The organism is Marinimicrobium locisalis, from assembly GCF_039822625.1.
Classification (GTDB): domain Bacteria; phylum Pseudomonadota; class Gammaproteobacteria; order Pseudomonadales; family Cellvibrionaceae; genus Marinimicrobium; species Marinimicrobium locisalis.
Genome location: NZ_JBDLLG010000005.1, coordinates 116369 through 131270 on the forward strand (window position 1 = coordinate 116369; position 14902 = coordinate 131270).

General features: G+C 57.5%; 12 protein-coding genes and 1 pseudogene. 3 read left to right on the top strand and 10 right to left on the bottom strand.

The annotated features are described in order from the left end of the window. Nucleotides 1–125: 125 nt before the first annotated feature. Complete coding sequence (locus AAE514_RS05150; protein WP_347330447.1) at nucleotides 126–2054, bottom strand: apiosidase-like domain-containing protein; 1929 nt, start codon at nucleotides 2052–2054, stop codon at nucleotides 126–128. Between the two features lie 181 nt (nucleotides 2055–2235). On the opposite strand from AAE514_RS05150, the pseudogene AAE514_RS18565 reads away from it, so the two are divergent. Together AAE514_RS18565 and uvrA are read left to right on the top strand one after the other, a co-directional pair. Continuing rightward, nucleotides 2236–2587 (top strand): annotated as a pseudogene (locus tag AAE514_RS18565) (ATP-binding cassette domain-containing protein); the annotation flags it as partial. A 101-nt stretch (nucleotides 2588–2688) separates the two neighbouring features. Continuing rightward, nucleotides 2689–7878, top strand: coding sequence for an excinuclease ABC subunit UvrA (uvrA, locus tag AAE514_RS18570; RefSeq protein WP_430623880.1), 5190 nt, complete (start codon nucleotides 2689–2691; stop codon nucleotides 7876–7878). Between the two features lie 27 nt (nucleotides 7879–7905). On the opposite strand, the gene AAE514_RS05165 is transcribed toward uvrA, so the two are convergent. The 5 genes from AAE514_RS05165 to AAE514_RS05185 all read right to left on the bottom strand — a co-directional run bounded on the left by AAE514_RS05165 (nucleotide 7906) and on the right by AAE514_RS05185 (nucleotide 12130). Then, nucleotides 7906–8463: a hypothetical protein gene (locus AAE514_RS05165; protein ID WP_347330448.1), complete on the bottom strand. Its 558-nt coding sequence runs from the start codon at nucleotides 8461–8463 to the stop codon at nucleotides 7906–7908. 37 nt (nucleotides 8464–8500) lie between these two features. Continuing rightward, entirely contained in the window at nucleotides 8501–9055 is a 555-nt protein-coding gene (locus AAE514_RS05170) for a hypothetical protein (protein WP_347330449.1), read from the bottom strand. Between the two features lie 689 nt (nucleotides 9056–9744). Further along, on the bottom strand, nucleotides 9745–10251 hold the full coding sequence (locus tag AAE514_RS05175; protein WP_347330450.1) for a hypothetical protein: 507 nt from the start codon (nucleotides 10249–10251) through the stop codon (nucleotides 9745–9747). A gap of 284 nt (nucleotides 10252–10535) precedes the next feature. Beyond that, nucleotides 10536–10670 carry a M48 metallopeptidase family protein gene (locus tag AAE514_RS05180; protein ID WP_347330451.1) on the bottom strand — a complete coding sequence of 45 codons (135 nt, stop codon included), beginning with the start codon at nucleotides 10668–10670 and terminating at the stop codon, nucleotides 10536–10538. Nucleotides 10671–11002: 332 nt separating this feature from the next. Further along, nucleotides 11003–12130 carry a Fic family protein gene (locus AAE514_RS05185; protein WP_347330452.1) on the bottom strand — a complete coding sequence of 376 codons (1128 nt, stop codon included), beginning with the start codon at nucleotides 12128–12130 and terminating at the stop codon, nucleotides 11003–11005. A gap of 96 nt (nucleotides 12131–12226) precedes the next feature. Between AAE514_RS05185 and AAE514_RS05190 the strand changes: the two genes are divergently transcribed. Next, nucleotides 12227–12349, top strand: coding sequence for a hypothetical protein (locus tag AAE514_RS05190; protein ID WP_347330453.1), 123 nt, complete (start codon nucleotides 12227–12229; stop codon nucleotides 12347–12349). A 33-nt stretch (nucleotides 12350–12382) separates the two neighbouring features. Here the strand turns inward: AAE514_RS05190 and AAE514_RS05195 are convergent, their stop codons facing one another. The 4 genes from AAE514_RS05195 to AAE514_RS05210 form a co-directional block, all read right to left on the bottom strand. Next, nucleotides 12383–12730: a hypothetical protein gene (locus AAE514_RS05195; RefSeq protein WP_347330454.1), complete on the bottom strand. Its 348-nt coding sequence runs from the start codon at nucleotides 12728–12730 to the stop codon at nucleotides 12383–12385. Between the two features lie 7 nt (nucleotides 12731–12737). After that, complete coding sequence (locus AAE514_RS05200; RefSeq protein ID WP_347330455.1) at nucleotides 12738–13328, bottom strand: DUF4377 domain-containing protein; 591 nt, start codon at nucleotides 13326–13328, stop codon at nucleotides 12738–12740. Nucleotides 13329–13515: 187 nt separating this feature from the next. Next, nucleotides 13516–14097 carry a DUF4956 domain-containing protein gene (locus tag AAE514_RS05205; RefSeq protein ID WP_347330456.1) on the bottom strand — a complete coding sequence of 194 codons (582 nt, stop codon included), beginning with the start codon at nucleotides 14095–14097 and terminating at the stop codon, nucleotides 13516–13518. 8 nt (nucleotides 14098–14105) lie between these two features. Then, nucleotides 14106–14897, bottom strand: a complete 792-nt coding sequence (locus tag AAE514_RS05210; protein WP_347330457.1) for a polyphosphate polymerase domain-containing protein — start codon at nucleotides 14895–14897, stop codon at nucleotides 14106–14108. Between the last annotated feature and the right edge of the window lie 5 nt (nucleotides 14898–14902).

Sequence of the window (14902 nt, forward strand, 5' to 3'; positions counted from 1 at the left end):
GGCGTCTCCCCCGATCCGGAGGAACTGCCACCGCAGGCCGTCAGAAAGCAGAGTGACACACTCAGCACTATAGGGTTGATTACGGTTTTTATAAGCATTGGAGTTACCTTATTATCATTGTTGTGCTAGCGAATAATTTTTAGCGCCCAATCTCGCTCGGCCAGGGGTTTGCCCCCGGGAAAGGCGCTGAGTTCAACTACCCCCGTCGTGCTTGCCGTCACGCGTGTCGGCTCGTGCCACTGGCCCAGGATCGGATCAAACCAGCGCAGGGTGTAGGACTCGTTTGGGGTGAAACCACTGAGCCGAGGTGCGACCGAGGCGTTTTCAAAATACAGCAGGGCCAGGTCCGCCTCGGCGGTGCACATCATGTAGGACCAACCATCAAGCCCATCTTCAGGCGCATTGGGCGCTTTGCGCGGTGTTATGTTGCCAGTGGCGGGAATCAGGTCCTGGTAACGTTTTCCTTCGGACAGAACGAAGGTTTCCAGGTGCTGCATGTAGTTTGCGGATTTGTAACGCAACGCATCCCAAATATGAGGCCGAGCGCCGGCGGGCTCACCGGTACTGGTCATGTCATAGGCAGCGGTGCCATGCACGTGACCGGCCAGGCCACCGGATAAGACGGAGCCGTACATTTGTGCCCGGGCAAAGTAGTTATCGCGCTGGGAGTTGGGCGGAGGCTCTTCGCCGCCGGGCTTATTAATCTCGTGCAGCCAACCGGTGTAATAGGGCTCAAAATTGATGGTGGGCCTGGGCGGGTCTTCCAGGAAGAACTGCGTTTCCAGGTTCTCACCCACGCGATGGTCCCGGGGTTTGTTCCCCACGCTGTGCATATCCAGCCAGGGCACCTCATCGCCGGAGCCGAGGGTCGTGTGAGTGGCCCGGTCGATCAGCACCGTGTGCAACTGACCAAAGGGAGGACGACCGTAGGTCTCCAAGTGGTACGTCAATGCCTCGTTAAACTGTTCCGCGGTGAGGCTGAAATCCTCCGGCACCCAATCCAGGTGAATACCACTGAACACAAAGTTGTAGGCGCCGTAGCGGGCAATCAGGTATTGGGCGAAGCGAGCAAAGCTTTCCTTGAAATCAAAGTAGGCGTCCCAGGACGGGCCCACATCCCGGCGCACGGTTTCCAATAGAGGGACAAACCCCACCTCGGACAGGTGCGCCATTTTCCGATCCAGGCTCTGAAAGTATTCAGGCTGCAGGCGATTAAAGTTCGAGACACCTTCATGCGACTTAGAAGGCGCAAACGGCAAGTGGCCGTACTCATCGCGCATATTCTTCGCAGTGAATGTGCCCCAATAGCTGTCACCGCCCGAGGCATCTGTGCCCTGCTCGTCGGACACGTCATACCCGAACTTTTCCCAAGCATTGCGCACGTAAACACCTTTTTCATCGGCGTAGGTGCTGGGGTACATATCCGCCTCCCAGTTCGGAAACGCGGAGATCATGCTGACCGAGTTGAAGCCCTGGTTCTTGCGGTAGTTCACCGCATCTTCAAAGCCAATGCCGGGGCCGGGCTCATATTCATCAGAGGTGATGGCATCGCGAAACGGCAGCCGCCAGGTGGATCCGGCCAGCCAGGTGTCACCCACCATAAAAAACGGCGTGCCATCGGCGTATTCCAGCGCATGACCGTTGTCGCTGACGCGCACAAAGCCGCGCCGGTTGGGGTTTTCCTGTTTTTCCGCTTCGCTCCAACCCTTGGCGACAAACTGGCCACTTCGGTTCGTGAGGCCGGCATCGTCCGGTTGGTTGGACCCCAGCTCCCATTGCCATTGGCCCGGCTCGGTGGCCACCAGGCGCACCACAAAGCGGTTACCACCATCCCAGAAGCCATATACGCGCTTGTCAAAATCGGGCCCCTTGAGTTGCACCCAGACATCCACCTCCGTGTAGGGGTTGTCGTAGGGGTTCTCGGCGTGGAAGACCAGTTGCTGCATCTCCCAGGTGCGGAGGCTGGTCTCACCGGGTTTAGCGGATGGCGTGGAGCATGCAACCAGGCTGAGAAGCAATAGGGCCGACAGGGCCAGGCGGGAAAGACGGTTCATAACAACCCCTCAAGTTTTTCACTTATGATGGGAAAGATACTAGCAGAACCGGCCTTAAAGACAAATTGACAATAAGCTGGCATGCTGAACAGCGTGTCGTCATCCAGAACCCGGTCTTGGTCGTACCACGCAAACTCCCGTATATTAGCCCTTTTACTCAAACTCGGACGCAGTAGCTCCTATGCCTCACGAAGTCATCACCGTGCGCGGCGCGCGGCAGAATAACCTCAAAGACCTGGACCTGGATATCCCCTTGGGGGAGATGGTGGTGGTCACCGGCGTTAGCGGCTCGGGCAAGTCCACCCTGGCGTTCGATACCATCTATGCCGAGGGCCAGCGGCGCTATGTGGAGACCTTCTCCGCCTATGCCCGCCAGTTTCTGGACCGGATGGACAAGCCGGCGGTGGACCTGATCGACGGCATCCCGCCGGCCATCGCCATCGAACAGAGCAACACGGTGCGCACCTCCCGCTCCACCGTGGGCACCATGACCGAGTTGAACGACTACCTGAAGCTGCTGTTCGCCCGGCTGGCCCACCTCTACTGCCAGGGCTGCGGCCGGGAAGTGATCAAGGACACGCCCCAGAGCATCGTGGAGGCCCTGTACCGGGACTGGCCCAAAGGCCAGCGGCTGATGATCTGCCTGCCCATCAACGTGCCGGAGAAGCTCAGTGAGGAGGAGGTGCTGCAGTTGCTCAACCAGCAGGGCTACGCCCGCCTGCACCGACGCGAGGGCAACCGAGCCGAAGTGGTACAGGACCGCCTGAAACTCACCCCCGAGAACCGCGGCCGGCTGACCGAAGCAGTGGAAACCGCCCTGCACTTCGGCAAAGGCCACGTACTGCTATACCCGCTGGACGACAACCGCGAGGTAGGCACGCCGGTGCGCTTCTCCAGCCACCATCACTGCCCGAGCTGCGACATCGACTACCCGGAGCCCACCCCGAGCCAATTCTCCTTCAACTCGCCCCTGGGCGCCTGCGAGAGCTGCCGGGGCTTTGGGCGCATCATCGGCGTGGATTACGGCCTAGTCATTCCCGACGAGCGCAAAAGCCTCAAAGACGGCGCCATCAAACCGATCCAGACGCCCTCATTCAACGAAGTCCAGCGGGACCTGATCCGCTTCGCCAAAAAGCGCGGCGTTCCCATCACCAAGCCCTGGGCGGAGCTAACCGAAGACCAGAAACAGTGGGTCATCCAGGGCGAAGGCGGCTGGGACAAAGGCGTGTGGTACGGCGTGCGCGAGTTCTTTGACTGGCTGGAGAGCAAATCCTACAAAATGCACATCCGCGTGCTGCTCTCCAAATACCGGGCTTACACCCCCTGCCAGGACTGCGGCGGCGCCCGCCTCAAACCCGCCTCCCTGTGGTGGCGCACCGGGTCATTCGACGCCGCCGAACAGGCCCTGGGAGACCGCGCCCGCTTCAAACCCAGAGGCAGCACACTGGCCGACAGCGCCTTTCGCCAGCTCCCGGGCCTGAACATCGCCGATGTGATGCAACTGCCCCTCGCCCGCTGCGCCGACTTCTTCGAACAGCTTGGCGACGCCAACGCCGACGAACCCACCCAACTGCTACTGGAAGAAATCCGCGCGCGGCTCGGCTACCTGTGCGAAGTCGGCCTGGAATACCTCACCCTGGACCGCCAATCCCGCACCCTGAGCGGCGGCGAAGTCCAACGCATCAACCTCACCACCGCCCTCGGCACCTCCCTGGTCAACACCCTGTTCGTACTGGACGAACCCAGCACCGGCCTCCACCCGCGCGACATCCAGCGCCTGGTCAAAGTCCTGCACCGCCTGCGCGACGCCGGCAACTCCCTGCTGGTCGTCGAACACGACCCGCAGGTCATCCTGGCCGCCGACCGCATCCTCGACATCGGCCCCGGCCCCGGCCGCAACGGCGGCAACATCGAATTCTTCGGTACCCCCAAGGCACTGCTCAAACGCAAAACCAACCTCACCGCGAGCTACTTGAACGGCAGCAAGCAAGTCTCAGCCAACCACGAGCCGGGTCCGCGTATACCGGTCCGGGACCGTCTGCCGACGGGAAGCGGCAGTCGAGCGTACAAGGACGTATCCACAGCGTGTCCCGGACCGGTATACCCGGACCCGGCGTCCCAAAAGAATCTGCCCGCTATCACCATCCACGGCGCCACCGAACACAACCTCAAAAACATCGACGTCCGCATCCCCCTGGGCCAACTCGTCTGCCTCACCGGCGTCAGCGGCTCCGGCAAATCCACGCTGATGCGCCAGATCCTCTACCCCGCCATCCTCAAACACCACGGCGAACAGACCGAAGCCCCGGGTGAGCACCAACGCATCGACGGGCTGGAGCAGATCGACCGCGCGGTCATGGTGGACCAGAGCCCGATCGGCAAAACCACCCGCTCCACCCCGGCCACCTACGTCGGCGCCTTCGATGCCATCCGGAAACTGTTTGTGGCCACTCCGCTCGCCAAAGAGCGCGGCTACACACCGGGCACCTTCAGCTTCAACTCCGGCAACGGCCGCTGCCCCACCTGCCAGGGGAACGGTTTCGAGCATGTGGAAATGCAGTTTTTGAGCGACGTGTACCTGCGCTGCCCGGACTGCGACGGCAAACGCTTCCGGGACCAGATTCTGGAAGTGAAACTGCTGGAAAACACAGACCGCGATAACGCCCCCCGCGCCATTTCCATCGCCGACGCGCTGGCCATGACCGTGGCCGAAGCGCTGGAATTTTTCCGGGACAAGCCCGACGTGCAGCGCAGCCTGCAGCCGCTCTCGGACGTCGGGCTGGACTATGTGCAACTGGGGCAGGCCGTGCCCACCCTGAGTGGCGGCGAAGCCCAACGCCTGAAACTGGCCGGGCATCTTGCGAACACAAGAGCCAAAGACCAGGAACACATCCTGTTCCTGTTCGACGAGCCCACCACCGGCCTGCACTTTGCCGACATCGCCACCCTGATGGGGGCCTTCCGTCAGCTGCAGGACGCGGGCCACTCGCTGCTGGTGATTGAACACAACCTGGATGTGATTCGCGGTGCCGACTGGTTGATCGACATCGGCCCCGAGGGTGGCGATGCCGGCGGGCAACTGCTGGCCGAAGGCACGCCCGCACAGCTGATGACCGAACACGACGGCTACACCGCCACGGCCCTGAAAGACTACGAGCAGTCACTGACCCAGGGCGCGCCCCTGCCCGCCGCGGCGAAAAAACGTGGCCCGAAACCCGAACGGGTCATCAGTGTTCACCACGCCCGCGAGCACAACCTCAAGAACATCGACGTCACCATTCCGCGGGACAAACTGACGGTGATTTCCGGTGTCAGTGGCAGCGGCAAGAGCACCCTCGCCTTCGACCTGATTTTCGGTGAAGGCCAGCGCCGCTATCTGGAGTCGCTCAACGCCTACGCCCGCCAGTTTGTGCAGCCGGCGTCGCGCCCGGACGTGGATGCCATCTACGGCATTCCCCCGGCGGTGGCGATCGAACAGCGCACCAGCCGGGGCGGTCGCAAAAGTACCCTGGCGACCCTGACCGAAATCTATCATTACCTGCGGCTGCTCTACGTCAAACTCGGCACCCAGTACTGCCCGGACTGCGACGTCCCCATCGAGCCGCAAACTCCCGAAGCCATTCTCGCGCGCGTCCAGAAAGACTACCGCAACCGGGAAGTCACCCTGCTCGCCCCCATGGTCGTGGCACGCAAGGGCATCTACCGCGAACTGGCCGAGTGGTCCGCCGGACGCGGTTACCCGCAACTGCGGGTGGACGGCGACTACCAACCCACCGCCGACTGGCCCAAGCTCGACCGCTACCGCGAGCACAATATTGAACTGCCGCTGTTGGACGTGACCGTTTCCCCCAACAACGAGAAAAGACTGCGGGAAGGGTTGGAACAGGCCCTGAGCCTGGGCAATGGCGTGGTCATTGTCGCGCCCGTGGACAAGCGCACCGGCAAACAGGCCAGCGGAGAACGCCTGTTCTCCACCAACCGCGCCTGCCCCAGTTGCGGCAGCGGCTTCGATGAGCTGGACCCACGGCTATTCTCCTACAACTCCAAACACGGCTGGTGCCACAGCTGCTACGGCACCGGGCAGATCATCAAAGGCTTTGACGAGGAGCAAACCGGCGAAGAACGCACCTGGCGGCCCGACGAAGAGGAAGGCACGGAGAAGACCTGCCCCAGCTGCGACGGCCAACGCCTCAACCCCACCGCCCGCGCCGTGCGCTTTCGCGACCACTCCATCGCCGACCTGGCATCAATGCCGGTGGACGCCGCCGAGCAATGGTTCAAGAAACTCAAACTCAAGGCCCACGAACAGGCCATTGCCCGCGACCTGCTCACGGAAATGCACAGCCGCCTCCACTTCCTGCAGAAAGTCGGGCTCAATTACCTGAGCCTGGACCGGGCCGCGCCCACCTTGAGCGGCGGCGAAGCCCAACGCATTCGCCTGGCCGCACAACTCGGCTCCAGCCTGCAGGGCGTGTGCTACGTACTGGACGAGCCCACCATCGGCCTGCACACCCGGGACAACCGCCGGCTAATCGAAACCCTGCGCGAACTGCAGACCCAGGGCAATACCGTCGTGGTGGTGGAGCACGATGAAGACACCATCCGCGAAGCCGACCACCTGATCGACATGGGCCCGCGCGCTGGCGTCAACGGCGGCGAAGTCGTGGCCCATGGCAATCTCAAAAAAATCATGGGCAACAAGCGCTCCCTCACCGGGAAAATGCTCTCTGAACCGCTGCGCCATCCCCTGCCCGACCTGCGCAATTCCGAAATGCGTGCCCTATGGGACAAGGAGCAGCTGCAACTGGACGGCGCAAGCCAGAACAACCTGCGCAACGTCAACGTCTCCGTCCCCCTGCGCCAACTGGTCGCCATCACCGGCGTCAGCGGCAGCGGTAAAAGCACACTGATACGGGGCGTGCTCTACCCCAACCTGAAACAGGCTATTGCCCAGAAGCGGAAGAAAAAGCACCAATGGCAGGGCGTCGAACAGATCAGCGGCTGGGAAAGCATCGACCGGATTCTGGAAGTGGACCAGACCCCCATCGGTAAAACGCCACGCTCCTGCCCGGCTACCTATATCGGCATCTGGGACACCATCCGCAAACTCTTCGCCGGCACCGTGGACGCCCGCCTGCGCGGCTACACCCCCGCGCGCTTTTCCTTCAACGCCGGCGACGGCCGTTGCGAAGCCTGCGGCGGTCAGGGCGAGCAGAAAATTGAAATGAACTTCCTGCCGGATGTGCGCGTGCCCTGCGACGTCTGCCACGGCTGGCGTTTCAACGACGAAACCCTGAGCGTCACCTACAAGGGCAAACACATCGGCGACGTGCTGGCCATGAACATCGACGAAGCCGTGGAGTTCTTCGCTCCCATCACCAAGGTCCATCACGCCCTCACCCTGCTGCAGGACGTCGGCCTGGGCTACCTGACCCTGGGCCAGCAAAGCCCCACCCTGAGCGGCGGCGAAGCCCAGCGCATCAAACTGGTGGCCGAACTCAGCAAAGCCAACATGACCCCGGAGGACAACAAAGGCCGGCGGTCACAGCACAACCTCTACGTGCTGGACGAACCCACCGTGGGCCTGCATATGGCGGACGTGGACAAACTCCTTCACGTACTGCACCGGCTGGTGGACGCGGGCAACTCCGTGCTGGTGATCGAACATAACCTGGATGTGATCGCCGAGTCCGACTGGATTATTGATATGGGGCCGGAGGGTGGCTCGGGCGGAGGCAAAGTGATCGCGCAAGGCAAGCCGGAGACTTTGGTGAAACGCAAGCGGTCTTATACGGGGCAGTATTTAGGTGAAGTCTTGGGATAACTAACGAATTACACCCCGAGGAGCTGTTTACTCATCAAGCAGCTCCGCATTATTCTTTCCAGGGAAGGCAATCTTTTTCCGGCCCTCAAACGACACATTGGTTCGTTGTTCAGTCAACTCGCGAGAAGCCGTCCTATCCTTTACAAGCTCGCAAGTGGATGACACTTGGTAGACGGATGCAGATGCGCATAGGCACTCGGTTTCGTCGGGGTCTACACAATCACAAATCGGCGGAACGAAGAGGGTGTCACGCTCAAGCACGCTGTCTTCGGTCATCTCGATGGACGGACCAATTTCTCGGCATGTTCGTAGATCAACAGGTTGCAAGAAGCGTGAATTACCACTATGTCCCTCTATAGCCACATAGGGTTCCTGGCTGGCGAAATACACGCTAGTCACAATCCCAATTTCCAATGAACAATCACTCCCTTCGCCCCCAGAAAGCACCTGCAACTGATCTGTTGAGCCGTCGTACCTTAGTTCCGTATTAAAAGATGCCAACGAGAATATCGCCATTCCACTGGAATCAAGTGTTACGTCAGCCTTTTCATAAACGCAACCGTCGCCACCACCAAGAGCACTCATGCTCATTACCAACAACAAAATAGCACTAAACGCGAACCTAACCAACAGCCACTCCTCCCATCATCTTTAGTAGATAGCTATTCGAAGAAAGCTTAGTAGAGCTTTGCTTTCTAGGATCCTTGACTGCGGCATAAACGACATTCCCCTCGTCCACACGGGAAAAAATAAAGTCAACCTGTAACCGCTCGCGGGTTTGTAACCGAGACGACAAGGAACCGTGGTAACAGTACGGCTGACCTCCACGAGAAGGGTACCCCCACGGAGTATCGAGGCCCGACTCAGAGGGGCCACCCGGAACCACCACAAATACATGCCCGCTAGTGGATGCACGGGCCATTCCCGTGCTCTCCAGGCCACCAACGACAAAATAGCCATCTTCCGCATAGCTGGTCGCTGCACTGGGGTTTGCATCAAGGAAAACTATTGGGGGACAAGCACTTCTCATTCGCGTGACAATATCGTCAGCCCGCCCAGAGAATAGGCTATTGGCCAGACCTATTTCCTTCGCGACAGCTTGTACAAAGAAATTGCAGGCCTTTAGATTACGCTCAATGAGGAGCTTTTCTTTACAAATATCTTCAATCGAAGTCATTGTTGATCATCCCTATGTTGTTCAAAAAGATATTCCTTGGGAGAAAAATATAACTGTAGGGAAACTTTCGGCGATCAGGCTGACGCCAAAATCGACAAAGACTCTTACGAAACACCCCCATACGACTAAACAGTATGGGGAAGCGTGGAAGGTGTCAACTAGACTAGCTCCACAACTTTCTATCTGTGACAAGCATCACACTGCTAGACTTGCTCGCCGCGTCTAATGCGACTGACAGCCCCTCCAAGGTAAGTGTCGCAATTACCGTTCTCTACGTTCACCCTGGGCGACAGCACAGCCTAACGCATCAAACTGGTGGCTGAACTCAGCGAAGTCAAACAGCATACGGCGGATGCGCCTGCGGCTCCGAAACGTCGGACCGATCCGCCCTACAGAAAGTCTTGGTAGGGCGGATAAGCGCGAAGCGCGCATCCGCCGCAAGTACGACAAAACCAAGGCACTCTCAACCCGAAGACCGTGGGAAAAAGATTTCCTTTGTCTTTCCGGCGGCCAATAAGGCTTTCATAACTCTGGCAAACTCAAATGGCTGCTTCTCCCCTTAGGGAAAAGTTCACATTTGACCATTTTTGGTCTCGTACGCCGCTCAAGTAGCGCTTTACTCCGAGCTCACTAATCAGAGCCTCATCATAAGAATCTCTTTGTCCATTCATTAGTACATATCCCTCTGGTTAGTCAAACGTAATACTCTTTACAACGTCGATTTTGTGTTTGTCGTTTGCCTGGATATCAGCGTCATTCAGGATAAAGAATGCGAAGGCCTCCTCTTCACCCTCCTTGACCTTCAATACAGTCATCTCAAAATCGGATTTTTCCACAAAAGAATCTGACCATGTAATCTTTTCACCCTCAAAACCACTCATTTCAACAGCCTTTCGAGTAAAATCTGCGATGAGTGGATCACGGGGAAGGCCAAGCTCCGCAACAAAACGGTCCATGACAGTCTCTACACTAGCGTCGCCTTCCTCCTCGAATACCAACAAGCCAAACCCTGAGAACTCAGAAACTTCAAAGCGAATTTCTCTAGCAGAATAAAGCCCGGAACTAGTATCGAAATCGATTACCCAGTGGGAAGGGTGGTAAAGGCTGACCCCATCACTTTGATAGTGGTCGTAGCCTTTAGGGGGAGAGCCCTCATCCGAGTCGGAATCAGCTAAACAACCGACTAAGACGGGCAAGGTACACAGGAAGAGCAGGATTATCCTTTAAAACCGGTCAAGCAGCATCGTTGGTCCCTTTTAATGCGGAATTAATGATCTTCGCGCCACAGCTTAACAAATAAGCACTGACATCTGGCGGCAAAGTAGCTAAGTCGATTCTTCACATTCAGAAGAAAATGTCAATACAAGCCACTAAATCCTGCGTGCTGCCTCACAGATTTTTGGACGGAGTGGCTTAGTGACAAAACAACTAGAGAAGCGGCGCATTCTACCCCCAGCCTGGATGTGATCGCAGGTAGAGGCTACTCATTCAAGTACAGCTCAGACATTCCATCCAACCGCGCTTTCACCGCCTGCCAGTCTGGCATGGCGCGGCTTAGCAGTTGGTAGAACTTCGGGCTGTGATTATGCTCAGCCAGGTGACAGAGTTCGTGCAAAATCCTCCTGGAGATCCTTTTCACCGGGCATTTCCACCGAGTGGGGCCGGAGGCATTTATATATTTCGGTAAGCGTCATGTTATCTTTGTTTAAATCGTCCTTCAGCAGACTTAGCGCTTTCCCCAGGTCTTTTTCAGGCACCGCCGCTATACCGTAGGACAGGGTTGAGCCGTCCATGCTCTGGGACGCTCCCTCGCGACTAGATGCCTTGTGATAGATTAACCAAATTGCGCTTTCACTCATTGTCGTTTTCCTTTTGGGGTTACTTCATCCTGTGGAAGCGACCAGAGCAGATGATTGTCGGATTACGCCCCCACGGGGCGAGTCCAACCTAGTCGATTTTTGAACTCCGGGGCGCCAAAACGTAACGGGTGCTACGACCTCCACCCGGGAGTCGCTCCAGGCAGCCTTTATCCAGAAGCTCAGTCAGGTCGCGGGTCGCGGTCGCCTTACTCACTTTGGCCAGGGACTGGTATTTGCGGGCATTGATGCCCTGCGTAAACTCATCTTCTGCCGCATCCAACAGACGATTCAGGACCTTGATCTGCCGTTCGTTCAGTACGGTAGTGGCGTGGCGCTGCCAGAATTTTGTTTTGGACAGTACCCGGTCGACGCGCAGGAGCGCCTGCTGCAGGGCCTCTTCCAACGTACTCAGAAACCACGCCAACCAGGGGGTTATATCGAGTTCGCCACGCTGACTCTGTTCAAGCTGGGCGTAATAGGCATTGCGACGCGCCATGATGGCCGCGCTCAATGAATAGAACCTGACGGACTGCCGCTCGGCCTGCGCCAATGCCCGGTCGGTGACCGCGCGAGTGACTCGCCCGTTACCATCATCAAAGGGGTGCAGGGTAATCAGCCATAGGTGGGCGATACCGGCGCGCAGCAGCGGGTTCAGGTGGGGCGGCGGCTCGTTGAACCACTGAATGAACTGATCCAATTCGGCCTCCAGCCCGTTTCGGGGTGGCGCCTCAAAATGGATGTTGGGTCGGTCAACTCGGCCGGATACGACCTGCATCGGCGCTTCGCCACGCAGCGCTCCCACACGGATATCGGCCACCAGCCCGGGGCCTTGGGGGAAGAGCATGGCCTGCCATTGGCACAACTGCTCACAAGTGAGCGCTTCACCGGGCTTGCGGGTGGCTTCCAGCAGCAGTTTGACCAGTGACTCGGACTCCGGCGTCGGCCTGCCGATGACACCGGCTTGCCCCACACCCAACTGTCGAGCGACCGAAGAGCGCACGGAGCCGACATCCAGGTGCTCTCCCTCAATCTCGCTGGTGCGGATGGCGCTCTGGATAAGTGCGTCCATTTCCACTTCCAGGTCGGTCTGTTCGGGTGCAGCCTCAGACCGTCCAAGCAGTCGGCCCTGCAACAGGCGCACTGCATCCAGCCTGGGGCGAAGGCTTGCCTCGTCCCAGTAAAAGTGTGGCCAGTTGGGGTGCTGCCAGATATACATGAGCCGATTACCGCGCTTTATTGGATCACAACTTGAGCCGATTATGGCGAATATTCGGCTCAAAGGCCAGCGGAACAAACCTATCAACGCGCGGGGGTGACGGCGGTACCGGGCTTTATTGTCAATGACCAGTACTTAATTTCCGGGGCCCAGGAGGCCGATCCCCTGGTGGAGGCGCTTCGAAATATCGCCCGGGAGCAAGACGCGCAGCCAGAATAATTCCGGAACACGTCCTGGTTGGCTTTGTTACGATCAATCCTGGACGCTACTGTCCTCCTCTACCAAGTACCGGGCGAATAGAAGCGCTTCCGTCCAATCGTTCAGCATTCTACTGTCTGTCGCCACAATGGCGCCGACTGCAGCGGCGGCCATTGCCGCGTGCGTCGGAATATCGAAGAGCTTTGACAGAGCAGAGCACAGGAGGCCCAGTGTAGCCGCCATAACCAAAATCACTGCCGCAGTCACGCCCATCTCTTTTCCCAAGACATAGAGGTCGCCCTGTTGCCGTATGGCCTGCCGCTTGGCCTCACCCAGCTTGCGCTTTCGCACTTCAGAAGAGCAGTGACTGAGTATTCTCCGGGCTTTAAGCAACCGATTCATGAAGAAACTACTCCCAATCCAGCAGGCGAATTTTGCCCTCACCACGGTATTCAAAGGTTACATTGACCATACCGCCGGTGTCATTCAGAGCCACGAGGGCATCGCACTCTTGCCGGTTTTCGCACTGGAACGGCTTTCCCACCATGAAGTACTGGCCGTCGGACTTGGTGAACGTTGAGTAGTTCAGGTGCACTCGATTGAGCTGGTACTTTGTGCCGACATCGTCTTCTGAACTTGAGTCCACATCCCGCAGCTCGTACCGATAGCTCGACGCATCCGCTAACAGCTCTTCCTCTTCCACTCGAAAGCGCTCGACCGATAGAGAATAATGGTGGCCCCACTGGTACTCAAACCCTCTTATCGGGTCATAGAAGGGGGTGACTTCGTCGCTGCCGGCACGGCGGGTTTGCAGGCAGAGCTGCTCAGCAACCCCCATGCAGAGTTCTTTGTAGGGAAGTACCTCCAACATCAAGAGGTCCGTTTCGGGCTTTAACATCAAAAGGTCCGTTTCGGACTCTATTTCTCCGGGGTCGGAACCACTGCCACAGGCAGTCAAGGCAACGCACAATACAAAAAAATACAGTTTTTTACGCGTCATATACATTCCTTTACTTCGTTTTTTTGCGCGCCCTCAAGGTGGGAACTTGGCGTTCGTATTGTACCCTAAGCGCGCGGAACTTTACGAACTTCTGTTCGGCACCCTACGCCCCCCCCCTTCCCCTCGCAGCACTTACTGTAGGCCTTGCGGTTCTCGCGTCACCTCTGCTTCTTTTAACGAATTTTCTTTAAGGTTTCTTAAAACCGGCACTTTCCCTGCAATACACCTTCAACTGGGCGCTGTCGCAGAGGTAATCGATTTTTCCGACTTCTACTCTCACAATATTTAATCCCGTGCGAGCGGTGAGGTCGTCGATAAGCTTATGGTTGTTCTCCTGGTTGATATTTTGAATATTGTCGTAAACGACGGTTTTCTGAACGACGCGCGGGGCGATGATCTTGGTTTCTCCGACGCCCGACAAGACGCAAAGCAGCGCCATGATGGTGGCGAGCTCACCGTAACCGACGGGAGCCAGGGAGCACATAAGGGCCATGCCGATGGTGACGAAGAGGTATGTCATGTCCCGGATGCTAATAGGCTCTGTTCGATAGCGCAGCATGGCGAAGACCGCGAACAGGCCGAAGGCAAAGCCCATGCTTAAGTCTACATCGTGCACCAAGTAGGTGATCAGGAAGACGCCATTGGAGAACAGGAAGAAGCTGAACAATGACTCCCTGTCTGGAGACCGGCGAAAGTAGATGCCTCGCAGTAGAATTAGAATTGCTGCAAGCAATATGACGTAACGAAATACAAAGTCCAACGTAAACATGTTCAGTCTCACCCTCTTCCAATTTTTTGTTGATGTGCCAGGCGTCGCAGAACCGGCTTGAAGCGGTTGTATTTCCAGTTCTCTCTATGCCTTAACGCCAGCGTCATGCCCATGCAGTATTTGCTGAACCCGCTGGGCCGCACGCCCATGGAACGTGCCAACCGATAGAACGGGGTGTCCCGATTTAGGGTCGATTGTTTGAGCTCCACAATCGCAATTTCGGTCAGTGCTTTTTCCGACTGATCGAAGCCGGGAATGGCGTTGCTCAGCCCAATATCGATGGTCAGCCGTTCGCCTCTTTCCTCGCTAGCCAGCGCTATTCGACGGTAGCGGTTATGTAAACAAGGCTGAAGCTCTCCGGGCGATGGGACTTTCAAGCTTTTCAGAAAGTCGACATGCTCTCCCAAATTTACCGCCGGCTCATCCAGCTCGATACGTCGCTTTATGGTGCGCTTTTTGTTGTTCTTGAACTTGACCTCCAAAAACTGAATGTCTGAGTCCACATAACGGCGCATTCTTACCTTGTGACGGTTAAGGTGGCCATTGTGATGCATGTGATACAGACGATAATCCTCAGTATCAAAATAGGTGCTCTCGTACCGAAAGCAGCGCTCACCACCGATTTCCAGAGCGCTATAACAGCCACCGAGCTCTGCCAATATGGTGGGCAGAAGCCTCGCCGATAAAATGAACTTGGTATCCACCCGGTTCATCAGGGTGGCCTTCTCGAGATCACACAACCCATGGGCGGGCAGCGTCTCGATCTGTTCAACAATACGTGTATACAGATTGTGATCCATAACCG

Bases quoted from the DNA above. Each gene is read 5' to 3' on its own strand.
- AAE514_RS05195 (WP_347330454.1), bottom strand. From the start codon at position 12,730: ATGAATCGGTTGCTTAAAGCCCGGAGAATACTCAGTCACTGCTCTTCT.
- AAE514_RS05200 (WP_347330455.1), bottom strand. From the start codon at position 13,328: ATGACGCGTAAAAAACTGTATTTTTTTGTATTGTGCGTTGCCTTGACT.
- AAE514_RS05150 (WP_347330447.1), bottom strand. From the start codon at position 2,054: ATGAACCGTCTTTCCCGCCTGGCCCTGTCGGCCCTATTGCTTCTCAGC.
- uvrA (WP_430623880.1), top strand. From the start codon at position 2,689: ATGATCTGCCTGCCCATCAACGTGCCGGAGAAGCTCAGTGAGGAGGAG.
- AAE514_RS05170 (WP_347330449.1), bottom strand. From the start codon at position 9,055: ATGACTTCGATTGAAGATATTTGTAAAGAAAAGCTCCTCATTGAGCGT.
- AAE514_RS05205 (WP_347330456.1), bottom strand. From the start codon at position 14,097: ATGTTTACGTTGGACTTTGTATTTCGTTACGTCATATTGCTTGCAGCA.
- AAE514_RS05185 (WP_347330452.1), bottom strand. From the start codon at position 12,130: ATGTATATCTGGCAGCACCCCAACTGGCCACACTTTTACTGGGACGAG.
- AAE514_RS05210 (WP_347330457.1), bottom strand. From the start codon at position 14,897: ATGGATCACAATCTGTATACACGTATTGTTGAACAGATCGAGACGCTG.
- AAE514_RS05165 (WP_347330448.1), bottom strand. From the start codon at position 8,463: ATGAGTGCTCTTGGTGGTGGCGACGGTTGCGTTTATGAAAAGGCTGAC.